At 72.3% G+C, this 21809-nt stretch carries 23 protein-coding genes; 9 read left to right on the forward strand and 14 right to left on the reverse strand.

The features are described from left to right. Nucleotides 1–127 precede the first annotated feature (127 nt). From ACFYOJ_RS18670 to ACFYOJ_RS18685, 4 genes are read left to right on the forward strand one after another with little or no spacing between them, the layout of a single operon-like run. Nucleotides 128–1171 (forward strand): metal ABC transporter substrate-binding protein, encoded by a 1044-nt coding sequence (locus ACFYOJ_RS18670; protein WP_356556722.1) that lies wholly within the window; start codon nucleotides 128–130, stop codon nucleotides 1169–1171. Nucleotides 1172–1200: 29 nt separating this feature from the next. Then, nucleotides 1201–1968 carry a metal ABC transporter ATP-binding protein gene (locus ACFYOJ_RS18675; protein ID WP_356556721.1) on the forward strand — a complete coding sequence of 256 codons (768 nt, stop codon included), beginning with the start codon at nucleotides 1201–1203 and terminating at the stop codon, nucleotides 1966–1968. Beyond that, nucleotides 1968–2870: a metal ABC transporter permease gene (locus ACFYOJ_RS18680; protein ID WP_356556720.1), complete on the forward strand. Its 903-nt coding sequence runs from the start codon at nucleotides 1968–1970 to the stop codon at nucleotides 2868–2870. The genes ACFYOJ_RS18675 and ACFYOJ_RS18680 overlap by 1 nt, the downstream gene beginning before the upstream one ends. Nucleotides 2871–2929: 59 nt before the next feature. Then, on the forward strand, nucleotides 2930–3349 hold the full coding sequence (locus ACFYOJ_RS18685) for a transcriptional repressor (protein WP_356556719.1): 420 nt from the start codon (nucleotides 2930–2932) through the stop codon (nucleotides 3347–3349). An 87-nt stretch (nucleotides 3350–3436) separates the two neighbouring features. Here ACFYOJ_RS18685 and ACFYOJ_RS18690 read toward each other — a convergent pair whose 3' ends face one another. The 4 genes from ACFYOJ_RS18690 to ACFYOJ_RS18705 all read right to left on the reverse strand — a co-directional run bounded on the left by ACFYOJ_RS18690 (nucleotide 3437) and on the right by ACFYOJ_RS18705 (nucleotide 5544). Further along, on the reverse strand, nucleotides 3437–4273 hold the full coding sequence (locus ACFYOJ_RS18690; protein WP_356556718.1) for an isoprenyl transferase: 837 nt from the start codon (nucleotides 4271–4273) through the stop codon (nucleotides 3437–3439). 77 nt (nucleotides 4274–4350) lie between these two features. Then, nucleotides 4351–5100, reverse strand: coding sequence for a DNA repair protein RecO (recO, locus tag ACFYOJ_RS18695; protein WP_356556717.1), 750 nt, complete (start codon nucleotides 5098–5100; stop codon nucleotides 4351–4353). A 22-nt stretch (nucleotides 5101–5122) separates the two neighbouring features. Then, on the reverse strand, nucleotides 5123–5338 hold the full coding sequence (locus ACFYOJ_RS18700; protein ID WP_356556748.1) for a hypothetical protein: 216 nt from the start codon (nucleotides 5336–5338) through the stop codon (nucleotides 5123–5125). Further along, a complete protein-coding gene (locus tag ACFYOJ_RS18705; RefSeq protein ID WP_356556716.1) occupies nucleotides 5338–5544 on the reverse strand; it encodes a hypothetical protein in 207 nt (68 codons plus the stop codon). Before ACFYOJ_RS18705 ends, ACFYOJ_RS18700 begins: the two co-directional genes overlap by 1 nt. Before the next feature lie 115 nt (nucleotides 5545–5659). Between ACFYOJ_RS18705 and ACFYOJ_RS18710 the strand changes: the two genes are divergently transcribed. The 4 genes from ACFYOJ_RS18710 (at nucleotide 5660) to ACFYOJ_RS18725 (ending at nucleotide 9013) form a co-directional block, all read left to right on the forward strand. Continuing rightward, complete coding sequence (locus ACFYOJ_RS18710; protein ID WP_356556715.1) at nucleotides 5660–6493, forward strand: helix-turn-helix transcriptional regulator; 834 nt, start codon at nucleotides 5660–5662, stop codon at nucleotides 6491–6493. Continuing rightward, nucleotides 6475–6786 (forward strand): DUF397 domain-containing protein, encoded by a 312-nt coding sequence (locus tag ACFYOJ_RS18715; protein WP_356556714.1) that lies wholly within the window; start codon nucleotides 6475–6477, stop codon nucleotides 6784–6786. Before ACFYOJ_RS18710 ends, ACFYOJ_RS18715 begins: the two co-directional genes overlap by 19 nt. 153 nt (nucleotides 6787–6939) lie before the next feature. Beyond that, on the forward strand, nucleotides 6940–7419 hold the full coding sequence (locus ACFYOJ_RS18720) for a cupin domain-containing protein (RefSeq protein ID WP_356556713.1): 480 nt from the start codon (nucleotides 6940–6942) through the stop codon (nucleotides 7417–7419). 103 nt (nucleotides 7420–7522) lie between these two features. Beyond that, the gene (locus ACFYOJ_RS18725) at nucleotides 7523–9013 is read left to right on the forward strand and encodes an alpha/beta hydrolase (protein ID WP_356556712.1); all 1491 of its coding nucleotides are present in this window, start codon (nucleotides 7523–7525) and stop codon (nucleotides 9011–9013) included. Here ACFYOJ_RS18725 and ACFYOJ_RS18730 read toward each other — a convergent pair. From ACFYOJ_RS18730 to ACFYOJ_RS18770, 9 genes are all read right to left on the reverse strand, one after another. Beyond that, a complete protein-coding gene (locus ACFYOJ_RS18730; protein ID WP_356556711.1) occupies nucleotides 9001–9678 on the reverse strand; it encodes a response regulator transcription factor in 678 nt (225 codons plus the stop codon). The two genes, ACFYOJ_RS18725 and ACFYOJ_RS18730, sit on opposite strands and share 13 nt — an antisense overlap. Next, nucleotides 9675–10916: a histidine kinase gene (locus ACFYOJ_RS18735; protein WP_356556710.1), complete on the reverse strand. Its 1242-nt coding sequence runs from the start codon at nucleotides 10914–10916 to the stop codon at nucleotides 9675–9677. Before ACFYOJ_RS18735 ends, ACFYOJ_RS18730 begins: the two co-directional genes overlap by 4 nt. Nucleotides 10917–10983: 67 nt before the next feature. Then, nucleotides 10984–13074 (reverse strand): MMPL family transporter, encoded by a 2091-nt coding sequence (locus ACFYOJ_RS18740; RefSeq protein ID WP_356556709.1) that lies wholly within the window; start codon nucleotides 13072–13074, stop codon nucleotides 10984–10986. Nucleotides 13075–13228: 154 nt separating this feature from the next. Then, nucleotides 13229–14419, reverse strand: coding sequence for a hypothetical protein (locus tag ACFYOJ_RS18745; protein ID WP_356556708.1), 1191 nt, complete (start codon nucleotides 14417–14419; stop codon nucleotides 13229–13231). Between the two features lie 73 nt (nucleotides 14420–14492). Then, entirely contained in the window at nucleotides 14493–15470 is a 978-nt protein-coding gene (locus ACFYOJ_RS18750) for an SCO2521 family protein (protein WP_356556707.1), read from the reverse strand. A gap of 1 nt (nucleotide 15471) precedes the next feature. Then, complete coding sequence (locus ACFYOJ_RS18755; protein WP_356556706.1) at nucleotides 15472–16437, reverse strand: SCO2522 family protein; 966 nt, start codon at nucleotides 16435–16437, stop codon at nucleotides 15472–15474. After that, complete coding sequence (locus ACFYOJ_RS18760; protein WP_356556747.1) at nucleotides 16434–17351, reverse strand: SCO2523 family variant P-loop protein; 918 nt, start codon at nucleotides 17349–17351, stop codon at nucleotides 16434–16436. Before ACFYOJ_RS18760 ends, ACFYOJ_RS18755 begins: the two co-directional genes overlap by 4 nt. Nucleotides 17352–17353: 2 nt before the next feature. Next, nucleotides 17354–19198 carry an SCO2524 family protein gene (locus tag ACFYOJ_RS18765; RefSeq protein WP_356556705.1) on the reverse strand — a complete coding sequence of 615 codons (1845 nt, stop codon included), beginning with the start codon at nucleotides 19196–19198 and terminating at the stop codon, nucleotides 17354–17356. Nucleotides 19199–19279: 81 nt separating this feature from the next. Further along, a complete protein-coding gene (locus ACFYOJ_RS18770) occupies nucleotides 19280–20029 on the reverse strand; it encodes an SCO2525 family SAM-dependent methyltransferase (RefSeq protein ID WP_356556704.1) in 750 nt (249 codons plus the stop codon). Between the two features lie 328 nt (nucleotides 20030–20357). Here ACFYOJ_RS18770 and ACFYOJ_RS18775 point away from each other — a divergent pair, with 328 nt between their 5' ends. Continuing rightward, nucleotides 20358–20912, forward strand: a complete 555-nt coding sequence (locus ACFYOJ_RS18775) for a GNAT family N-acetyltransferase (protein ID WP_356556703.1) — start codon at nucleotides 20358–20360, stop codon at nucleotides 20910–20912. Nucleotides 20913–20937: 25 nt separating this feature from the next. On the opposite strand, the gene ACFYOJ_RS18780 is transcribed toward ACFYOJ_RS18775, so the two are convergent. Beyond that, nucleotides 20938–21633, reverse strand: coding sequence for a TerB family tellurite resistance protein (locus ACFYOJ_RS18780; protein ID WP_356556702.1), 696 nt, complete (start codon nucleotides 21631–21633; stop codon nucleotides 20938–20940). Nucleotides 21634–21809 lie beyond the last annotated feature (176 nt).

Consider the following 21809-nt stretch of genomic DNA (forward strand, 5'->3'; position numbering starts at 1 on the left):
CGGGCGACGAAGCGAGATGCTTCCAGAGAATGCCTCAGGTTACCGGCGCGGGGCGTCCCCCGGCCAAATCGGGGGCCGTTCGGGGGCTTGTTGACAACGGTTTCCACATTTGTTGAAAATGAGTGTCATGAACGTACGACGACGCTCCATATCCGGCATAGCGGCCACCGCGGCCGCCGCACTCGGTCTCGTGACCCTCTCGGCCTGCTCCGGCGACAGCGCGGCGGCGGGCAACACGGACAAGTTCGACGTCGTCGCGTCGTTCTACCCCATGGCCTTCCTCGCCGAGCAGATCGGCGGGGACCACGTCAACGTCACCAGTCTCACCCAGCCCGGCCAGGAGCCGCACGACCTCGAGGTCAGCACCAAGCAGCGGGCGCAGCTGGAGGAGGCGGACGCGGCGCTCTACCTCGAGGGGCTGCAGCCCGCCGTCGACGAGGCCGTCGCCCAGTCCGGGATCAAGACCAAGATCGACGCCGCCTCCCTGACCTCCCTGGAGGAGCACGGCACCGAGGCCGGCGGCCACGCGGACGAGCACGGGCACACGGACGAGCACGGCCACGCCGCCGAGGAGAGCCACGCCGCCGAGGAGAGCCACGCGGCCGAGGAGGAGCACGACCACGGCCACGACCACGACCACGACCACGGCGGCAAGGACCCCCACATCTGGCTCGACCCGGTCAAGTACGCCGAGGTCGCCGAGGGCGTCGGCAAGGCCTTCGAGAAGGCCGACCCCGACCACGCCGCCGACTACAAGAAGAACACCGAGGCCCTGGTCAAGAGGCTCGGCGACCTGAACACCGCGTTCGAGACCGGGCTGAAGGACACGAAGACCAAGGTCTTCATCACCACCCACGCCGCCTTCGGCTACCTCGCCGAGCGCTACGGCCTCACCGAGGAGGCCATCAGCGGCCTCGACCCCGAGTCCGAGCCCAGCGCCGCCCGGGTCAGGGAACTCGCGAAGACCGCCGAGGCCGACGGCGTCACCACCGTCTTCTACGAGACGCTCGTCAGCGACGAGACCGCGAAGACCGTCGCCAAGGACGCGAACCTGAAGACCGACGTCCTCGACCCGCTCGAGGGCATCACCGACAAGTCCCGCGGCGACGACTACTTCCAGGTCATGGAAGCCAACCTCAAGGCCCTGCAGACGGCCCTGGGCGCCAAGTGACCGACCGGACAGACCTGTTGGAGGACGGCATGACCGAGCCCGTCATCGCACTGCGCGGCGTACGCGCCGACCTCGGCTCGCGCCCCGTCCTGCGCGGCATCGACCTCACCGTGCGCCGCGGCGAGGTCGTCGCCCTGCTCGGAGCCAACGGCTCGGGCAAGTCCACGGCCGTGCGCACGGTCATCGGCCAGGTACCGGCCGTCGCCGGGGAGATCGAGCTGTTCGGCACCCCGCGGCGCCGGTTCCGCGACTGGGCGCGCGTGGGCTACGTCCCGCAGCGCACCACGGCCGCGGGCGGCGTCCCCGCGACGGTCACCGAGGTCGTCTCCTCGGGCCGGCTCTCCCGCGCCCGCTTCGGCGTCCTGCGCAGGGCCGACCACGAGGCCGTGCGCCGCGCCCTCGGCCTCGTCGGCATGGCCGACCGCGCCAAGGACTCGGTGGACGCCCTCTCCGGCGGCCAGCACCAGCGCGTGCTGATCGCCCGCGCGCTCGCCTCCGAACCCGAACTGCTGATCATGGACGAGCCGATGGCGGGCGTCGACCTGGCCAGCCAGGAGGTCCTGGCCGCCACCCTGCGCGAGCAGGTCGCCGCCGGCACCACCGTCCTGCTCGTCCTGCACGAGCTGGGCCCCCTGGAGCCCCTGATCGACCGGGCCGTCGTCCTGCGCGACGGCTGCGTCCTGCACGACGGCCCGCCTCCGAAGGCCGTCGGCCAGCACGCCCTGCCCGGCCACGACCACGTACACCCGCACGCACCCGCGGGCGCCGAACCGATGCGCACAGGACTGCTGAGCTGATGGAAATCCTGAACTACGCCTTCATGCAGCGGGCCCTGCTGGCGGCCGTCCTGGTCGGCATCACCGCCCCCGCCGTCGGCATCTACCTCGTCCAGCGCCGCCAGGCCCTCATGGGCGACGGCATCGGCCACGTGGCCATGACCGGCGTCGGCCTCGGCTTCCTGCTCTCCTGGTCCCCGGTGTGGATGGCGACCCTGGTCTCCGTCCTCGGCGCCGTCCTCATGGAGCTGATCCGCTGGTACGGGAAGACCCGCGGCGACATCGCCCTCGCCATGCTCTTCTACGGCGGCATGGCAGGCGGCGTGATGTTCATCAACCTCGCGCCGACGGGCTCCAACGCCAACCTCACCTCGTACCTCTTCGGCTCGCTGTCGACGGTCTCCGAGTCCGACGTGACCGCGATCTGCCTCCTGGCCGCCTTCGTGGTGCTGGTCACCCTGGGCCTGCGCCGCCAGCTCTTCGCGGTCAGCCAGGACGAGGAGTTCGCCCGGGTCACCGGCCTGCCGGTGCGCGCGCTGAACCTGCTGACCGCAGTCACGGCCGCCGTCACGGTGACCGTCGCGATGCGCGTCGTCGGGCTGCTGCTGGTGTCCGCGCTGATGGTGGTCCCGGTGGCCGCCGCCCAGCAGCTCAGCCGCAGCTTCGCCGCGACCTTCGCCATCGCCGTCGCGATCGGCGTGACCGTGACCATCGGCGGCACGGTGACCTCGTACTACCAGGACGTGCCGCCCGGCGCGACGATCGTGCTGCTGACCATCGCCGCGTTCATCGCGCTGACCGCGCTGGCCACGCCGCTGGCCCGGCGACGCGCGCGGGCCGCCGCCCTCTCCCGGTCCGCCGCGGATCCCGCCGAGTGCAGGATCCCGGCCACCCGGGGGGCCGGCGACGAAGCCGGCGTCTGACCGCCGGCCGCCGGGGCTGGCACAATGACCCCGGCAGTGCAGACGTGAGGAGGCACCCCGTGACGACCGCTGGACCGCCCGTGAAGGGCCGCTCCACCCGGCAGCGGGCCGCAGTGGCGGCGGCCCTGCAGGAGGTCGAGGAGTTCCGCAGCGCGCAGGAGCTCCACGACATGCTCAAGCACAAGGGCGACTCGGTGGGGCTCACCACGGTCTACCGCACCCTGCAGTCCCTCGCCGACGCCGGCGAGGTCGACGTACTGCGCACCGCGGACGGCGAGTCCGTCTACCGCCGCTGCTCCAGCGACGACCACCACCACCACCTCGTCTGCCGTGTCTGCGGCAAGGCCGTCGAGGTCGAGGGGCCCGCGGTCGAGAAGTGGGCGGAGGCCATCGCCGCCGAGCACGGCTACGTCAACGTCGCGCACACCGTGGAGATCTTCGGCACCTGCGCGGACTGCGCGAACGCCTCCGGCGGCTGAGCCCGCCGAGTCCGAGGAGGGGCCCGGGGTCACACCCCGGGTCCCTCCTCTCTGCCTGCCGGCCTCGTCCTCGACCGCCGGACGGGCTCAGCTCTCCGTGCTCCTGCCCTCCATGGCGAGCAGCTGCTCGTTGGGGACGGCTCCGCCGAAGCGGCGGTCCCGGGAGGCGAACTCCAGGCACGCCCGCCACAGGTCGCGCCGGTCGAAGTCCGGCCACAGCACGTCCTGGAAGACCAGCTCCGCGTACGCGCTCTGCCACAGCAGGTAGTTCGACGTCCGCTGCTCGCCGCTCGGGCGCAGGAACAGGTCCACGTCCGGCATGTCCGGGTAGTACAGGTACTTCGCGAGGGTCTTCTCGTCGACCTTCGACGGGTCCAGCCGCCCCGCCCGCACGTCCTCGGCGAGCGCCTTCGCCGCGTCCGCGATCTCCGCACGGCCGCCGTAGTTCATGCAGAAGTACAGCGTCAGCCGGTCGTTGTCCTTGGTCTGCTCCTGGGCGACCTGCAGCTCCTTGGCCACCGACTTCCACAGCCTGGGCATCCGCCCCGCCCAGCGCACCCGCACGCCCAGCCCGTCGAGGGTGTCGCGGGACTTGCGGATGAAGTCGCGGTTGAAGTTCATCAGGAAGCGCACCTCCTCCGGCGAGCGCTTCCAGTTCTCCGTGGAGAAGGCGTACAGGGAGACGTTCCCGACACCGATCTCGATCGCGCCCTGCAGCACGTCCATGACCTGCTCGGCGCCGACCTTGTGGCCCTCGGTGCGCGGCAGCCCGCGCTCCTTGGCCCAGCGGCCGTTGCCGTCCATGACGATCGCCACGTGCTCCGGCACCAGCTCGCCGAGGCTCGGCGGCCGCGCGCCGGACGGGTGCGGCTCCGGCGCCTTGTACTCCCGGCGCTGACGCCCCAGGAAACCGCGTACGGCCATGTGTCTCTCGTCTCCTCGTGCTCTGCCTGTGGCCAGGGCTCCGCCTCGTGGCCAGGACTTCGTCCGGGTCTTCTCGCCTAGGTCTTCTCGACGTACCGCAGGGAACGCAGACCGCGCTCCAGGTGCCAGTGCAGGTAAGCGGAGACCAGCCCGCTCCCCTCCCGGACGTAGCGCGCCTCGCACGCGTCCGCGGTGGCCCAGTCTCCCGTGAGGAGCGCGCCGAGCAGTTCCAGGGCCTGCGGCGAGGGTACGACGCTGCCGGGCACCCGGCAGTCCGCGCAGACGGAGCCGCCCGAACCGACCGAGAAGAACCGGTTCGGTCCCGGCATGCCGCACTTCGCGCAGTCGCCGAAGGTCGGCGCGTAGCCGTTGACGGCGAGGGAGCGCAGCAGGAAGGCGTCGAGGACGAGGTGCGGCGCGTGCTCGCCCCGGGCGAGGGTCCGCAGCGCGCCGACCAGCAGCAGGTACTGCTGCACCGCCGGCTCGCCCTCGTGGTCCGTGAACCGCTCGGCGGTCTCCAGCATGGCCGTCCCGGCGGTGTAGCGCGCGTAGTCCGTGACGATCCCGCCGCCGTACGGCGCGATGGTCTCGCTCTGCGTGCACAGCGGCAGCCCGCGCCCGACCAGCTCGCTGCCCTTCGAGAAGAACTGCACGTCCACGTGCGAGAACGGCTCCAGCCGCGCCCCGAACTTCGACTTCGTGCGCCGCACCCCGCGGGCCACGGCGCGTACGCGTCCGTGACCGCGCGTGAGCAACGTGATGATCCGGTCCGCCTCACCCAGCTTCTGGGTGCGCAGCACGATGCCGTCGTCGCGGAACAGACTCATGGAGCCCATTCTCCCGCATGCCTCAGGGCACCTCGCCCCGGCTTCTGGCGTTGGCGTACGCCGTCGCCGCGCTGAGCCGCTCGGCCAGGGTGGCGTGTCGTACGTCACCCGGATCGGCGTCCCACTCCCGCCCTCCGCCGTACGGCCGCAGCTGGACGTACGGCCCCTCGTGCCCCATGACGATCCCGACCCGGCCGCTGCGGGTGTCGACGGCGTGGGACCCGACCGGCGGCATGATCATCGCAACACCGCCGCGAGGCGCCGCGCGGTCTCCACGGAACAGCGGCCCAATTCGACGAGGGGACACGGTGCCTCCCGCGCAAGACTCACCGGGTCCAGCCCGAGCGACGGAAGAGTAATTCCCGCCTCCGCGAGTGCTGCGCGCAATTCTTTCACCGTTGCCTCCGCTTCTTCGGCACAGAACGCCGAGTGTGCTGCCTCCACCGTGCTCCCCTTCCCTTTCCGGTTTCACTCTTCGTGACCCAAGAATGCCTCTCCGTGTCTACACTCGGCAGGAGTCCGCGCCCTACAAGTGCGGGTCAGTGCAGGGGGTTTGGTTATGGCCAACGGTTCGCGGCAGGCGGCCTGGGAGTTCTTCGGCACGGAACTCAAGCGGCGACGCGAGGACGCCGGCATCACCCAAGCCGAGCTGGGCCAGCGGGTATTCGTCTCCGGCGGCTACATCGGCCAGTTCGAACAGGCGATTCGCAAACCGCAGTTGGACGTGGCCCAGCGGATCGACGCCGTACTGCAAACCGACGGTATTTTCGAGCGACTGTGCCGGAAACTGATTGATGACCCTCGGTATGCGGATTACTTCGCGGCGGTGGCGGAGCTGGAGGCGCTCGCGACGAAGATCTCTGAGTTCGCGCCGGCACTGGTTCCGGGACTGTTGCAGACGTCGGCGTACGCGCGAGCGGTGACGTTGGCGATGAACCCGTTCGCTCCGGACGAGTACATCGAGGAGAAGGTGTCCGGCCGCCGGGAGAGGGCGAGGATTCTCGCGGACGCTGCCCGTCCCGTGTACTGGGTGATCCTGCACGAAAGTGTGTTGTGCACCCCCGTCGGCGGACCGACGGTGATCGCCGACCAACTGGAGCACATCGCCACCTTGGTGCGGGCACGCACGGTGCTGGCGCAGGTGCTGCCTTTCGCGGCGGGAGCGTATCCCGTCATGACGGGGTCCCTGAAGCTCATGGAGTTCGAGGACGCTCCCCCAACGGTCTATACAGAAGCCGTGTATTCGGGAAATCTGCTGGACGATCCAGCCGTAGTGAAGCGAGTGCACTCGGCATACGATCTGCTCAGGGCCGCCGCGCTGTCGCCGGAGGCGTCCCTGGCCCGGATCGAGTCGGCGGTGGAGGACCACAGACGATGCGCGAGTACGACCTGACCAACGCCCGCTGGACGAAGAGCAGCTACAGCGACGGCAACGGCGGCGACTGCGTCGAAGTCGCGTACGACTTCCCCGGTGCCGCCCGCTGGCGGAAGAGCAGCTACAGCAACGGCGAGGGTGGTAGCTGCGTCGAGGTCGCCGACGGCGTCCCCGGGGTCGTCCCGGTCCGTGACAGCAAGGTGGACGCCGGGCCGGTGATCGTCGTGGGGGCGGCGGCCTGGACGGAGTTCGTGCGCACCGTCGGGGGCGTCCGCCTCCTCGCCGGTGCCGTGCCTCCGCGAGCCGGGTGAAGGACGTCCCCGCGGCCACTCGCCGGCACACGGCCCCAGGGCCCACACCTTCCGCCTCCCTCCCCTCTCGGCCTGCCGGACGATGACCGCAGCGCCCCCGTGCGCGAGGATTGCCCGCGGACCCGCAGCGCACGAAACGAAGGGGGCACTCCCATGTCGTACCCGGAGCCGCGTTACCTCGGGGAGAAGGGCGAGATCAACGCCGTGTTCAGAGGTGCCGGCACCCCGCCGGACGTCGTCTCCCCGGGTGGCACGACCACCCACTACCTCGCGAGCCACGCCTCCACCGGCGGGGAGTTCGGGTTGTACAAGATCGACATGGGCCCCAAGGCGCCCGGCGCAAGGACGCACTTCCACCGGAGCATCTCCGAGTCCTTCTACGTCCTGTCCGGCGAGGTCGAGCTCTACGACGGCGAGCGCTGGGTCACCGGACGCCAGGGCGACTTCCTGTACGTGCCGGTCGGCGGACTGCACGCCTTCAGGAACGACAGCGACGACCCCGTGTCCATGCTGATGCTCTTCTCCCCGGGCGCACCGCGCGAGGAGTACTTCGAGCGCGTCGCCGAGTTCGCGCAGCGCGGCGGCGAGGAACTGAGGGAGTTCCAGGTCCGGCACGACAGCTTCTTCGTGTGACGTCCCGAGGGAGAACCCCGACAGCCGTATTGGGGTAATCCCCCCTGCGTTTCAGGTTGTTGCCCGGATGGGGAGGGCCTCGGACATCCGCGAGGCTCGTCACATGACGCAGCGCACGCGAACCATCCGCAACGCCGCCATCGTCGGCGTGTCCACGGCTCTCCTCGGCATCACCGCACCCGTGACCGCCTCTGCCACCGCCGGCCCGTCCGAGCCCCTCGCCTGGACGGTCTGCGAGGGCACCGGCCTCGACCCCCGTCAGCAGTGCGCCACCCTCCGGGTCCCCATGGACCACGCCGACCCGAACGGCCCCCGCATCGACATCGCCGTCTCGCGTATCCGCAGTGAGAATCCGGATGCCCGGCGCGGCGCCCTGATGCTCATCGCCGGCGGGCCGGGTGGCTCCAGCCTCAACGACCCCTCCGGTAAGGGCCAGAAGCTGCCACAGAGCGTCCGGGACGCCTACGACCTCATCGGGTTCGCGCCGCGTGGGCTCGCTCCCTCCACCCCCGTCGACTGCGGGCTGGAACACGGCGACCTCGCCACCTCCAGGCTCCGCCCCTGGCCCGCCCCCGACGGCTCGGTGGACGCGAACATGGCCACCGCCCGCCGCATGGCCGACGCCTGCGCCCGCAACGGCGGCGAGCTGATCAAACACCTCAGCACTGCCAACGAGGCCCGCGACATCGACCTCCTCCGGGCCGCGCTCGGTGAGCGGAAGATCTCCGCGTGGGGGACGTCGTACGGGACGTACGTGGGGGCGGTGTACGCGCAGATGTTCCCGCGCCGCACCGACCGCGTGGTGCTGGACAGCGTCGACAACCCCGACCCCACCCGCGTCAACCGCGCCTGGCTGGCCGCGCACGAGCAGGGTGTCGAGGACACCTTCCCGCACTTCGCGGCCTGGGCGTCCGAGCCCGGGAACCCCGACCGCCTGGCGCGCAGTGCCGCCGACGTGCGGCCGATGTTCCTGCGGCTCGCCGCCCGGCTGGACCGGGAGCCCCTGCCCTGGCCCGGAGCCAACCCGGAGGAGCTGAACGGCAATGTGCTGCGCCAGACCATGCTGGACAGCCTCTACTCCCCCAGCCGCTATCCGACGCTCGCCCGGCTGATGCGGGCCGCACAGCAGGGCACCGTGCCGCCCGCGCCCGCGGTGCCGCCCGAGGCCGTGCTGCAGAACGTCACCGCCGTGGGCGCCGGGACGCTGTGCAACGACGTGTCCTGGCCCAAGTCCCAGGCCGTGTACGAGAAGGGTGTCGCCGAGAGCCGCGCCAAGTACCCGCTCACCGCCGGAATGCCCCGCAACGCCATGCTGTGCGCCGCCTGGCCGTACCCGCCCCGTGAGGCACCGGTGCGGATCACTGACGAGGGGCCGTCCAACATCCTGCTGCTCCAGAACGAGCGGGACGTCGCCACCCCCCTCGACGGCGCCCTGAAGATGCGGGAGGCACTCGGTCCGCGCGCGGTCATGGTCACCGTGAACTCCACCGGCCACAACCCCTACCTCGCCAACGGCAACGCCTGCGGCGATGACACGGCCTCCCGCTTCCTGGCGACCGGGCAGCGGCCCGCCGCGGACACCTACTGCGCCTGACGGCCACCCGGCGTGACCAGGCCCGACTCGTAGGCCACGATGACCAGTTGGGCCCGGTCCCGGGCGCCCAGCTTGCCCATGATGCGGCTCACGTGGGTCTTGGCGGTCAGGGGGCTCAGCCCCAGGGAGTCGGCGATCTCCGCGTTGGTGAGGCCGCGGGCGACCAGGGTGAGGACCTGACGCTCCCGCGCGGAGAGGCGGTCGGGTCCGGCACCGCCCGCCACCGGCGGCGAGGGGCTGCGCAGGAACCGCTCGATCAGCCGGGCCGTCGGACCGGGCGAGAGCAGCGCGTCGCCGGCCGTCACCGTGCGGATGGCGTCGAGGAGTTCGGCGGGCCGGGTGTCCTTCACCAGGAACCCGGAGGCGCCCGCGCGCAGCGCCTCGACGATGTTCTCGTCGGTGTCGTAGGTGGTGAGGACGAGCACCTTGACGCCCGCGAGGTCCTCGTCGGCGGCGATCAGCCGGGTCGCCTCGATGCCGTCGAGGTCGGGCATGCGGACGTCCATGACGACCAGGTCGGCGCGTTCGGTACGGGCCAGTTCGACGGCCTGCCGGCCGGTGCCCGCCTCCCCGACGACCTCCATGTCGGGGGCCGAGGCGACGAGCAGGGCGAACGCGGCACGGACCAGGTTCTGGTCGTCCGCGAGCAGCACGCGTATGGTCATCCGTCCCTCTCCCAAGTCCTGGGCGTCGGCAGCACGGCCGTCACCCCGAAACCGTCCGCTCCCCCGTTCCGCGGTCCGGCGTCGAGTGTGCCACCCACGCTGCGGGCCCGCTCCCGCATGCCGACCAGCCCGAAACCGGGGGCGCCGCCGGTGCCGTCACCGGCGCCGGGGCCGTCGTCGGTGACGGACAGGCGCAGGGCGCCCGGCTCGGCGTGCACCTCGACGCGGACCGACGGTCCCGGTCCCGCGTGGCGCACGACGTTGGTCAGCGCCTCCTGGACGATGCGGTAGGCGGCGGCGCCGACCGCGGGCGGGACGTCGTCGGCGCGTACCGACAGGTCGACCCGGGCCCCGGCGAGCCGGGCGGCCTCGGCCAGGTGGGGCAGGCCGTGCAGTCCGGGCAGCGGGTCGCGGGCGTCGGGCGTGCCCTGTTCGCGCAGCACCTCCAGCGTGGCCCGCAGTTCGCCGCGCGCGGTCCGGCAGGTGTCGGCGATGTCGTCGAGGGCCTTGGCGACGGCCTCGCGGTCCAGCCGCTCCGGGTCGGCGGTCAGGACGTGCGCGGCGACCGAGGTCTGCACGCCGATCAGGGTGATGCTGTGCGCGAGCAGGTCGTGCAGGTCCCGGGCGACCCGCAGGCGCTCCTCGGCGACGCGCCGCCGGGCCTCCTCCTCGCGGGTGCGTTCGGCGCGCTCGGCCCGCTCGACGATGGAGGCGACGTACTGGCGGTAGTAACGGACGTCGACGCCGGCGAAGAGGACGGCGATCACCCAGCCGGAGATCCGGAGCAGCTCGACCGCCTGATGGGTGTTGACGGTGAGCATGACGCTCACGGACACCGTGAGGACCGCGACGCCGGTCAGGACCGTGCGCAGCGGGCGGCCGGTGACGGCCAGCGTGTAGAGCGCGACGTAGGAGACGGGACCGGCCGCGGCGTGGTTGTTGTCCAGGGCGTGGTACGGCCCCATCAGGGCCGTCACCGCCGCGAGCACCAGCAGCGGACGGCGCCGCCGCCACACGAGCGGGACGTGCGCGGCGGCCAGCAGCGTCCACCCCAGGGCGTCCGGGCGGCGGCCCTCGTCGGTGAACAGCGCCAGACAGGCGGCCACGGCGAGGAGGACCGCGGCGAGCACGGCGTCGTTGCGGGTGCCGTGCGGGACGGTGCGCGGGTCACGGTTGACGACGGCCATGATCCGCTCACCGACACGGGGACGCGGGGACGCCGGAGTGGTTGCCTGCACGCGCCCATCCTCCGTGACGGACGCGCCCCTCCGGGAGGGGAGGGGCGCACTCCGGTCGTCGGACACCTCAGACACCGACGGGCTCCCGCTCGGCGGCCGGCGCCGGCTCCCCGGGCTCCCGGGACAGCCGCCCCGGCCACCACACCCGGCGGCGCAGGGCGACGCTCGCGCTGGTCACCAGGTAGGTGCGGACGAGGAAGGTGTCGAGGAGGACTCCGACCGCGATGACGAAGCCCAGCTCGACGAGCTGCACCATCGGCATACTGGTGAGCACGGCGAAGGTGGCCGCGAGGACCAGTCCGGCGGAGGCGATGACCCCGCCGGTGGTGCGCAGCGCGGTGAGGGCGGCCCGCGTCGGTTCGGCGCCGCGCAGGGACTCCTCGCGCATGCGGTGCATCAGGAAGATGCCGTAGTCGACGCCGAGGGCCACCAGGAACACGAAGGACAGCAGGCCGAGGCCCGGGTCGGTGCCCTCGAAGCCGAACAGGGGCCCGAAGACGAGTCCGCCGATGCCGAGGGCCGCACCCCACACGGCGACGACGGCGGCGACCAGGATCAGCGGGGCGACCAGGGACCGCAGCAGCGCCACGAGGATCAGCAGGACCGACAGCAGCACGAGCGGGACGACGATGACGGTGTCGCGGGCGTTGGTGTCCTCCAGGTCGATCTGCTGGGCGCTGGGCCCGCCGACGTAGGAGCCGTCGAGGCTGTCGCGCAGGGCCTCGATGGTGGCGGTCTCGGCCGCCGACTGGGGCGGGGCGGAGGCCAGCACCGTCAGCTCGGTCCAGCCCCCGCCGCTGCGGCCCTTCTCCGCGCTCACCACGCCGCGGACGCCGCGGGCCTCGGCGAGGGCCGCGTCGGCGCGGTCGTCGGGGGCCATGACGGTGATGGGCTGGGTGCCGCGCTCCGGATAGGCGGCGGCGAGGGTCTCCATGGCGGCGATGGCCTCGGGCCTGGAGGTGAAGGAGTCCTCCTGCTTGAGGGAGCCGGGCAGGTTGAACGAGCCGAGCGCCAGCGCGCCGAGCAGCAGCGCCCCGCCGACGAGGACGGCGCGGGGCCGGCGTTCGGCGGAGCCGCCCATCGCGGCGAACAGCGACCGGCGGGCCTTGGGCGTGCTGCCGTAGCGGGGCACGAGCGGCCAGAAGACGCGGCGGCCCAGCAGGACCAGGACCGCGGGCAGCAGCGTCAGCATGGCGACCAGGGCGCACAGCACACCGACGGTGCCCAGCGGGCCCATGCCCCGGCTGGAGTTGAGGTCGGCGGCGAGCAGGCACAGCAGTCCGGCGGCGACGGTGCCGGAGGAGGCGAGCACGGCGGGGCCGCAGCCGCGCAGCGCGGCGAGCATGGCGTCGTACGGCCGCTCGATGCGGCGCAGTTCCTCGCGGTAGCGGGCGACGAGCAGCAGCGCGTAGTCGGTGCCGACACCGAAGACGAGGATGGTCATGATGCCGGCGCTCTGACCGGACACCGAGGTGCCGAACCACTGGTTGAGGCCGTAGGCGACGCCCATGGAGAGGTAGTCGGCGATGCCCGCGACGGTCAGCGGGACCAGCCACAGGAACGGGCTGCGGTAGATGAGGATCAGCAGCAGGGCGACCACCGCGGCGGTGGTGTAGAGCAGCGGCCCGTCGAGCGAGTTGTAGACCTGGGCGGCGTCGGTGGCGAGCGCGCCCGGACCGCCGACCTCCGCGGTGAGCCCGTCACCTCCCCGGGCGACGTCGCGCACGGCGTTGACCAGTGCGTCCCGCGCCTCCTCGTCCTGGCCGGGCTCGTTGCTGGCGACCGGGTACATGAGCGTGGTGCCGTCCTCGGACGGGATGCCCACCGGGCTGCCGGTCAGCCGGTGCGCGCCCGCGATCTCGGCGATCTGCTCGGCGGCGGTGGCCTTGTCGGCGGCGGTCAGCCCGCCGTCGCGGTGGTAGACGACGACCATCTCGGTGGCCTCGCCGCCGGGCAGCCGCTCCTGCAGCTTCGCGGCCTGTGTCGAGTCGGCGCTCGCCGGCAGGTAGTCGACGGCCCGGTCCCGCTGCACGTCCGACAGCTGCGACGCGAACGGCGCGGCGACGGCCAGTACGGCGATCCACAGGCCGAGCACCAGCCAGGGCACCGCCCGGCGCCGTCCCCCGCTCGTTCCCGCACGTGTCCTTGCGGCCCCCATGTGACGGGCTCCCTCCGGTCGGATGTCTGGACGAGTACGTCTCCAGACTTCCGGCGGCGGGACGCCGGTACGTCGGGCCGGAGGGCGATTCGGCGGTTACTGCCGGGGGTGACACGCGGCCGGTGCTACTCCCCGGGGAGTAACGGGCCCCGGTTCAGGCCCGGTCGACCATCCAGTTGCCGTCCTCCTCGGCGTCGACCCGGACCTCCAGCTCGCGCAGGCCCATGCCCGCCTCCCAGAGCTCCCGGAAGCGCTTCATCCGGTCCCGGACGTGTTCCTGGCGGGCGATGAGCCGGGTGCGGACGTTGACGTCGCGCAGGTCCTGCTCGATCTCGAAGGACACCTCCTCGTCGTAGAGGATGAAGTCGTTCGTGGTGCCGCGCTGGAGGTGCGGGGGCAGTTCGGGCAGGACCGCGGCGCGGACCTCGATGTGCCGCAGCTCCTGCTCCTCGCACAGCCGCAGCAGCCGGTCGTCGAGCTCGCGCGCGCTCTCCAGCAGGAACAGCCGGCGCACCGTCACGCCCTGCTCGTCGACCGCCTCCTGCTGGGCCTCGAGATAGCGGCTGGCGGGCTCGCTGTTCCAGAACTCGCGGTCGACGGAGGTGCTGGTGGCGCAGATGGACTGCTCGGCGGCGCGGGTGAGGGCGAGCATCCAGTCGTGGTTCTCGCCGGGGCACTCCGCGGTCAGGTTGGTGAGGTCCGCCATGTGGCCGACGACCCGGGTCATCTCCAGGCGGACGAAGGTGTGGAGGATCGACGGCCCGGGCGCGAGGACCTCGGCGAAGCTCTTGGCCAGCTCCGGTACGCCGTCGATGCGGGCCCGGTCCAGCGCCGGGTAGGGCTCGGTGCGGCGGGCCGCCTGGGCGAGGTGGTGCTCGACGAGCCGCCGCACGTCCTCCGTGTGCCGGACCAGGCCGGTCCGCAGTTCGTCGTCGTACCGGTTGAGGCCGTCGCGGACGGCGGCGGCGTGCTCGGCGAGCGCGGTCTCCACCCGGCGGGTGTGCTCCTCCACGCGCCGGGTGTGCTCCTCCGCCTGCGCGTCCCGCAGCCGCTGGTCCCGGGAGCGGAGCTCCTCGGTGTGGCGGTCGGGGGCGAGGAGGTACGGCAGGAGGACCGTCGCGCAGGCGCACAGGACGGCGGTGGCGGCCTGCCGCAGCGGGCCGCTGCCGGGGACGATCAGTGCGGTGACGCTCCAGGCGAGCGCGCCCGTGACGAGGCCGGCCAGGAGCCGGCGCGGCCACGGTGACTCGCCCCTCAGGGCCGCGAGGCCCAAGATCGCCGGGCCCTTCGGACGGTCCGGCGGGCCGGCCGTGTCGTCCGGCCGGGATGACTGTGCCGTGCTCATCTCGCTTCTCCCCCCGTTGGGATACGCGTCGGATCGGGGCTGCGGGGATGTGCGTGGGAGGCGGTGCCGTGCGCTAGGTGGCCGGTTCGGCCTCCCGGTGGGCCGCGGGAACGGCGTGCAGGGTGAGCTGGTCGCGGATGCGCTGCACCAGCGTCTGCCACTGGCGGGTGAAACCGGGCCGCTCCTCCAGCGGGTCCCAGAGCGCGGCCAGGTCCTCGGCCACCCTGGCCCGCGGCATCCACAGGTGCAGCAGGTGGTTGACGGCGGGGCGCAGTGCCTCGACGACGGCGGGGCCGTGTTCCGGGCCGGCGCCCAGGCGGATTCCGTCGAGCATGCGGACCAGGGTGGTGAGCAGCCAGTCGTGCAGGGCCAGGTCGTCGCAGAGGCCGGCGATGTCGCCGCCGGCGGTGTGCTCCGGGACGCGGAGCCGGACGGTGCGCAGTTCGTCCTCGGCGAGGGTGAAGCTCTCGATCGAGGGGCCCTCGCCGGGTGCCGCGGGCAGGGCCACCCAGCGCAGCCGGGTGGGGCGGGACCTCAGGGGCGGCCGGTGGTCGAGGAGGGGGTGGCGCAGCAGCCGGGTGAGCAGTCCGTCGGCGATCAGACCGACGTCGAGGTCGCCGTGGCGTCCGCCGTCGAGAACGCCCCGGGCGACCGCGTCGCGGGGCAGTCTGCCGAGCGGTTCGACGACGCCGGGCCGCACCAGGTAGTGGCCCCAGGGCCGCCGCTGGTCGGGGCCGGCGGCGGGGACGCGGAAGTGGGCGGAGGTCTGCAGGACGCGGCCCTCGGTGAGCGCGGCCCGTGCGGTGACCGTGCCGACGGCGCGGACCCGGGCGCCGTTGGCGCTGGGCAGGGGGCAGTCGACGCCGGTGAGGGTGTCGGGGGAACGCGCGTAGAGGTTGGGGCGTTCGGAGAGCAGGACGCGTTCGTCGGCGCGCAGGCCGAGGAGCTGGACGGCGGAGCGGACGTCGAGGGCCTGCCGGGTGGGCAGCAGGCAGGTGCGGACCTCGCCGCAGGCGAGCACGGGGCCCGGCGTGGTCTCCCGCGGCGCCATGTCAGGCCCCCGCGTAGAAGACGTAGGAGACACGGTCGGCCACCGAGTCGGGGACGGCCGTCCGCTCGCCGGCGGACCGCCTGGCGACCTGGTCCAGCGCGTCGGGGTCGACCTCGATCTGGTCGAGGATCACGCGGACGGCGTGCTCGACGGGCAGGAACCGGTTGGGCAGCACCGAGCAGGTCCGGTAGGCGGCGAACGGGTCCGCGCCGGGGTTGAGCCGCACCAGCGAGGGCAGTTCGTCCCAGTCGTCGGGGAAGCCGGAGGCGGTGTGCGGCCGGGGGACGAGGACGGCCTCGCCCTGGTTGCGCAGCAGGCCGAGGCGGGCGAGCTGCCACACCGCGGCGAGGAAGGGGCAGGACCAGGTGCGCTGCCCGTCGGCGTCGTCGCTCCACAGTTCGGTGTCCAGGAAGACGGAGTGGCGGCGGGCCGCGGTCTCCCGGGGCGGCTGCCAGACGGCGGCGCGTTTCATCGCCTGCGGGGCGCGGGCGGCGGGGCTGCGTTCGCCGTTGGCCAGCCAGCCGGTCTGCGCGACGGGCGGCCGCATGCCGTAGCTGCCGGGCGGCGGCGACTCGACGATGCGGCCGGCCACCGCCTCGGCGACGGGCACCTTGCCGGTGACGGCGCAGCCGGACTCGCGGGCGAGGTAGTCGACGGTCAGTCCGGCCCGGTCGGCCTCCGCCAGGAGCATGGGGACGACCTCGGCGGGGGTGGAGAATCGGGTGAAGTAGTCGTCGATGAGGAAGCAGGTGCTGATCCGGGCGCGTCTGCCGCCGGTGCGGGCGGTGGCGGCGGCGCGGGCCGCCTCCGCCCAGGGACGCACCTCGGCGAAGTGCCGGCGCAGGCGTTCGGGGCCGGCCTCGAAGTCCTCCATGTAGAGGTGGCCCAGCTCCAGGGAGAGATGGGCCAGCGGGACGGCCTCGGTGCGCGGCTCGGCGGCGGTCTCGCGGAACCCGGTCTGCGTCACGGCCGCCCCCAGTGCGTGTCGTCCGTCAGGCGCCGGGCGATCTCCTCCAGCGCCTCCAGGGTCTCCTTGTTGGCGATCTGGGTGGAGAGCACGTCCTCCTCGGTGATCAGCTGTTCGCGCCACTGGAGTATGGGTTCCAGCGGCACGATGCCGAGGACGACGCTGTCGCCGATGCGGTGTTCGGCGGCGAGCCGGCGCAGCGCCTCGTCGCAGGCCTGCATCCAGGCGGCCTGGGCGGGCGAGCCCTGGGACCACAGCGGCGACTCGGGGTCGGGCACGGCGGCCCGCACGAAGCGGACGGCGGCGCGCAGCGCATCCTCGTCGTGGCCGCGGTCGACACCGCCGCGGATGATGCCGTGCTCGCCGTGGACGAGTCCGGAGGCGGCGATCACGTGCTGGCGGGTCCAGCGGTGGAAGACCAGCCAGCGGAAGGGGACGAAGCGCATCCGGGGGTGGGCGGTCGCCGCGAGGACCATGTCGACGGCGTAGCTGCGGCCGGCGCTGAGGTCCACGATGATCAGGTCGAACTCGCCGTTCAGCCGCAGCAGCAGGTCGACGCAGCGTTCGAGGGCGTCGTCGCCGGTGGCGAACTCGCCGCCGCCCGCGTCGCCGGGGAACAGGACCAGCCGGCCGGACTGGTTGGGGCGGGCGCGCAGCAGGGGGTGCTCGGTCTGCCGCCACACGTCGATCCTGACGGGTTCGGCGGTCTCGCCCTCCAGGTAGGAGTGGAGGCCGCGTTCCTCGGTGCCGCGCATGGCGCCGGGCACGTCGAAGACGGCGGCGGAGGTGGGCGAGCCGAAGTCGAAGTCCACGTAGGCGACGTGGTCTCCGGTGAGGGCGCGCTGGTAGGCCAGGTTGGCGCTGGTCACCGAGCGGCCGGTGCCTCCCTTGTCGGAGGCGGCGAAGACGAGCACGCTCACACCTCCTGTGCGGCCGCGCCCCTGGCCTGGGCCAGGGTGTCGAGTTCCTGGAGGACGGGCAGGGCGAGGGCGAAGGCGGTGGCGGGCCGCTCGTCGACCAGGCTGCGGGCGTGGTCGAGGCGGCTCTCGATGCTGCGCATCGCGCGGGCTCTGCTTCCGTCGGCGGCGGTGGAGGCCTCCAGTTGTTCCTTGCCGAACAGGTGGGTGGCCTCGCTGAGCAGTTCGCGGGCGAGCCCGGCGAGTTCGGGGCTGCGGATGGGCTGCTGTTCGTAGAGGTTGCGGGCGGCGACGAGGCATTCGGTGACGCGCTCGGTGATGCTCCAGGACATGCGCAGTTCGGCGTCGTGGGCGTCGGGGTAGACGGCCCGGACGTTGTCCCAGAGGCCGGCGCCCTCGTCGTCCTCTATCCGCCGGTTCCACAGGTGCTCGAAGGTCTGCTCGGCGAGGCGGAGCAGTCTGTCCTGTGCGCCGATGTTCCGGGAGAGTTCGGCGAGCTGGATGATCCGCTTGAGGAGCTGGGCCGAGAAGTCGGTCATCCGCCACAGGAGGAGCCCGCCGGAGCGCTCGGACCCGGCGAGCGGCATGGTGACGCCGGGGTTGTGCAGGCGGATGGTGGGGTCCTCCCTGGTCATCCGGCTGGTGACGCGGCCGCGGTCGGCGAGGCGTTCCATGATGGCGACGGTGCGGGTGAGGTCGTCGTCGGTGGCCTTCCGGCGGACCAGGTCGTGGACGAGGATGGCGGCGACGGTGAGGGAGAAGTACTCGGACTCCAGCCGCAGGCCGGTGGTCTGCCAGGGCAGGTCCTCCAGGGGCCAGCGCTCGGAGCCGAAGCGGGCGATGGCCGACCAGTACTGCTGGCTGAGTTCCCAGCGCAGGCGCAGTGCCTCGGCGAGCTTCTGCTGGTCGGTGTCGAGCAGGCCGAGGGTGAGGGTGCGGTCGGAGAAGAGGTCCTGGATGCCGTCGAGGGCGACGACGGTGAAGTACACGTAGGGCAGCCGGTCGGCGATGCCGTCGGGCTGGCCGGGGACCTGGATGTCCAGGTCGGTGACCTTGGGCGCGTCCTGGACGATGCCCCAGGCCCAGCCGCATTCGAAGAGCTGGCTCTCGTCCCGGATGCCCTCGTCGAACTGGATGCCGCGGGTGAGGCTCTCGATGATGGTGGCGCGCAGGGGCCGCAGCCTGCGGGAGAACTGCTGGAGGGCGATCCGGTCGGACTGTCTGCCCTGGCCGATGACCTGGATCAGCCGACGGCCCTGTTCGGACTCGGCGTCGAAGACGTTGACGGTGAAGGAGCGCAGCAGGCTGATCATCGCGGAGGTCAGCCGGGCGTTGGTGGCCTCCCGCAGCTCGGCGATCGCCCTGAGCACCTCGGGGCGGGTGGTGGTGGTCTCGTAGACCTTGAGGTAGCCGAGGGTGGCGAGGCAGAGCGTGACGGACATGGAGTAGGAGTCCACCACCCCCAACGCGCCCTGTTCGTGGGCGAGTCGTCCTTCGGGATCGGCCGGCTTGAAGTAGTGGCCGCCGGAGAAGGTGGGGCTGCCGTCGGGGCCGGTGTGCGTGCGCATGAACTGGGTCAGCGCGGTGATCAGGTTGGCGGGGATCTCGAGCCGGGTCCCGAGCCGCTCCAGCGCGCGCAGCACGTCGCGTTCGGTGGTGTCGGGCTTGTCGAGGCGGAACGCGGGCACCTCGGTGGCCGGATACAGCAGGCAGAGCAGCCGCTCCGCGTCCGCGACGCTGCTCAGCCCGTCGGTCTCCCCCTGGACCAGTTTCCCGTCGACGAACGAATGGCGGGCCATGGCCTGCCAGATGTCCAACAGGTGCTGGCGTGGCTTGATCTGCATCCCCGTACCCCTCGTACAGATCTCGTTGCCGTGCGCCGGACCGTGTGCCCGACAGTCCGCGTTCCGACATGGTCCCCCTTCTCAGGGGGTGGCAATCTCCGCGTTCCGCTGTCCCAGGGCGAGGAGGATTCCCTCGTGCCCCGGTCGCACCACGTGGTGCAGGTCGTGGATCTCCAGTTCCTTGGTGAAGGGCAGCAGGCTCTCCCTGGCCCGGTCCTCGTTCACCCGGTAGGCCGGATACCGCTGGTCGCCGACCCGGTAGCCGACCGATTCCTTCATGAAGGCGGCGGCGAAGGGGGCGCCTTCGCCCAGCGCGTTCATGAAGCACCGCACGCCCCGCTGGAACTCCTCGGGGCACTCGGACATGGAGTCGGCGACGAAGAACATCGTCCCGAGGTCCCAGCGGCGCGCTCCGTCGAGGTCGAAGAGGTTGCCGCTCTCCACCTGGACGATCTCGCTGAACCGTGACCTCGGTTCGATGCCGCGGTAGGCAGGGGCGTCGGCGAGCTCCTGCCAGAAGGCGTCCCAGGCGGTGTCGTATCCCTGGGCGGAGGCCTGCCGCTTGAGGTACTCGACGTTCGGACCTGCGTATTCGAGCAGGAGGATCTTCTCGCACCAGGGCAGCATGGACAGCGCGGGATAGAGATTCGCGCCGGCGCCGACGTCGACACCCCGGACGAGAGCCGGTCCGGTCCCGTCGAAGCAGCGGCTGAAGTAGTCGCGCATCAGGCGCACGATCAGCCGGTCGACCTCGAGCGGGGTCCGGTAGTTGTTGTCGACATACACCTCTGGGTCGAACTTCGACCAAGGCGCGTCGGCATTGCGATCCATAGTCACCCTGCCGCGTTCCGTTCGTTCGTGGACAAGACCGTGTACCGCGCGGGCAGGTCCTGTGGACGCCGGCCGGTTGAGAGGCGTCCCCTTGCTCGCAAGATAGGCCTCCCGGGCGCATCCGGACAGCCGGGAACCCGCCAGTCCTCATCCACCGGGCGCACGTCAGGCGCACCGTCGCACACCTTAACTCTCGCTTGCACAGCGTGAGTTGGGCGCTCACTCTAGCCAGAAGGAGCACCGGCCGCCAGCGGGACCCCTCACTCCATCGAGTGCGTGGCACCGGTGCCCGTCGAGTTGACGTCCGCATGTCCGACTGGGGGGCCGCATGACCGCCGAACCGCTGGAACGCGCCTTGGACCGCCACGGGCGGCTCACGGAACAGGGACCGTTCCCCGACGCGCTGCCGCCCGTCCTGCGCACGGCCCGGGAGTCCGACCTGCCCGAACTGCGGCGGCTCGACGAGGAGGTCTTCCAGGAGGTCGCCTACCCCGGCTTCCTGCTGCGCCAGCTCTACGACATGTACGCGGACCACTTCCTGGTCCTCGACGACGGCGGGGGCCGGCTGCGCGGCTACGTGCTGGCCGCCACGACGGCGCCGGCGCTGGGCCGTGACAGCTGGATCCTCGGGCTGTGCGTGGCGCGGGACCGCCGCCGGCACGGACTGGGGCGGGAGCTGATGACGGAGATCCTGGCCCGGCTGCGCCGGGACGGCATCGAACGGGTCCGGCTCACCGTGGAGCCCGCCAACCACGCGGCGATCCTGCTCTACCGCTCCCTGGGCTTCACCCCCGAGGAACCCGACGGGGGTCTGCGCCGTGACTACTTCGGGCCCGGCATGGACCGCCACGTCCTGCGCCTCGATCTCATCGGGGGGCACTGAGCCGCGGCGGGAGGCCGGGCCTCCCTCAGGAAGGCGTCCCCGCCGATTCCAGCAGCCGGGTCACGTCGGCGGAGCAGATGGTCAGGGCCGCGCCGACCGTGGCCAGGACGTCGCGTTCGGCGGGGGTGTAGGGGCCGTCGGCCAGGGCGATGCGAGCGCCCTGCAGGAGGACCGATTCGCGGCCGGCGGGGGCGAGGTGCGGGGCCAGCGGGTCCAGCGCCTCGTGCAGCTCTATGGCCAGACCGGGCACGCAGGGCTCGTCGCGCACCCGTCCGGTGTCCGCCTCCAGCGCCTCCACCAGCGCGGCGAGCTGCGCCTCGGTGCAGTCCTCGAAGCCCGCCGCGCGCACGGCGACGGCCGCCGTCTCCAGGGCGCTGCGGGAGCAGGCGCCGCCGGCGGCGAGCACCGCGAGGGCGACGGTGTGGACGGCGTCGCGGAGCATCGCGGAGAAGCGGGTGGTGGTGGGGTGGTCGAGGACGTCGGTGCCGTAGTGGCGGCCGCAGGAGGCGCACTCGACGGTCGGCGCGGACTCCCCGCGCGGCAGCAGGGGCACGCCGAGCAGGGTGAAGCGGCGGCGCCCGGCGAGGCGCTGGTAGTTGCGGTCTCCCCCGCATCCGGGGCAGAAGAACTCGCCGTCGCCGACGGGTGTCCAGGCGGTGCGGGTCCCCAGGATGCGCGGCAGCCGGGCAGCTCGGTCGTCTCGTCCCCGTCCAGGCAGCACGTCGCACCTCCGTAACCGCGCGGCCACATCGCCGCGCTTGCGTGATGTTAGCCACATCGCCGGTGTGGAGTCAGTACCCCTGACGAGACCTTTCCGTGACCTCGCCGTGGAGATGGCCGGTATACGACGCGGGCCCCGCCCGCCGTTTCCCGGCGGACGGGGCCTTGAACCACCGA

Source organism: Streptomyces sp. NPDC006384 (assembly GCF_042870695.1).
Classification (GTDB): Bacteria; Actinomycetota; Actinomycetes; order Streptomycetales; family Streptomycetaceae; genus Streptomyces.

Bases quoted from the DNA above. Each gene is read 5' to 3' on its own strand.
- ACFYOJ_RS18675 (WP_356556721.1), top strand. From the start codon at position 1,201: ATGACCGAGCCCGTCATCGCACTGCGCGGCGTACGCGCCGACCTCGGC.
- ACFYOJ_RS18710 (WP_356556715.1), top strand. From the start codon at position 5,660: ATGGCCAACGGTTCGCGGCAGGCGGCCTGGGAGTTCTTCGGCACGGAA.
- ACFYOJ_RS18680 (WP_356556720.1), top strand. From the start codon at position 1,968: ATGGAAATCCTGAACTACGCCTTCATGCAGCGGGCCCTGCTGGCGGCC.
- ACFYOJ_RS18730 (WP_356556711.1), bottom strand. From the start codon at position 9,678: ATGACCATACGCGTGCTGCTCGCGGACGACCAGAACCTGGTCCGTGCC.
- ACFYOJ_RS18690 (WP_356556718.1), bottom strand. From the start codon at position 4,273: ATGGCCGTACGCGGTTTCCTGGGGCGTCAGCGCCGGGAGTACAAGGCG.
- ACFYOJ_RS18670 (WP_356556722.1), top strand. From the start codon at position 128: ATGAACGTACGACGACGCTCCATATCCGGCATAGCGGCCACCGCGGCC.
- ACFYOJ_RS18775 (WP_356556703.1), top strand. From the start codon at position 20,358: ATGACCGCCGAACCGCTGGAACGCGCCTTGGACCGCCACGGGCGGCTC.
- ACFYOJ_RS18725 (WP_356556712.1), top strand. From the start codon at position 7,523: ATGACGCAGCGCACGCGAACCATCCGCAACGCCGCCATCGTCGGCGTG.
- ACFYOJ_RS18770 (WP_356556704.1), bottom strand. From the start codon at position 20,029: ATGGATCGCAATGCCGACGCGCCTTGGTCGAAGTTCGACCCAGAGGTG.
- ACFYOJ_RS18720 (WP_356556713.1), top strand. From the start codon at position 6,940: ATGTCGTACCCGGAGCCGCGTTACCTCGGGGAGAAGGGCGAGATCAAC.
- ACFYOJ_RS18750 (WP_356556707.1), bottom strand. From the start codon at position 15,470: ATGGCGCCGCGGGAGACCACGCCGGGCCCCGTGCTCGCCTGCGGCGAG.
- ACFYOJ_RS18765 (WP_356556705.1), bottom strand. From the start codon at position 19,198: ATGCAGATCAAGCCACGCCAGCACCTGTTGGACATCTGGCAGGCCATG.
- ACFYOJ_RS18715 (WP_356556714.1), top strand. From the start codon at position 6,475: ATGCGCGAGTACGACCTGACCAACGCCCGCTGGACGAAGAGCAGCTAC.
- ACFYOJ_RS18745 (WP_356556708.1), bottom strand. From the start codon at position 14,419: ATGAGCACGGCACAGTCATCCCGGCCGGACGACACGGCCGGCCCGCCG.
- ACFYOJ_RS18740 (WP_356556709.1), bottom strand. From the start codon at position 13,074: ATGGGGGCCGCAAGGACACGTGCGGGAACGAGCGGGGGACGGCGCCGG.
- recO (WP_356556717.1), bottom strand. From the start codon at position 5,100: ATGAGTCTGTTCCGCGACGACGGCATCGTGCTGCGCACCCAGAAGCTG.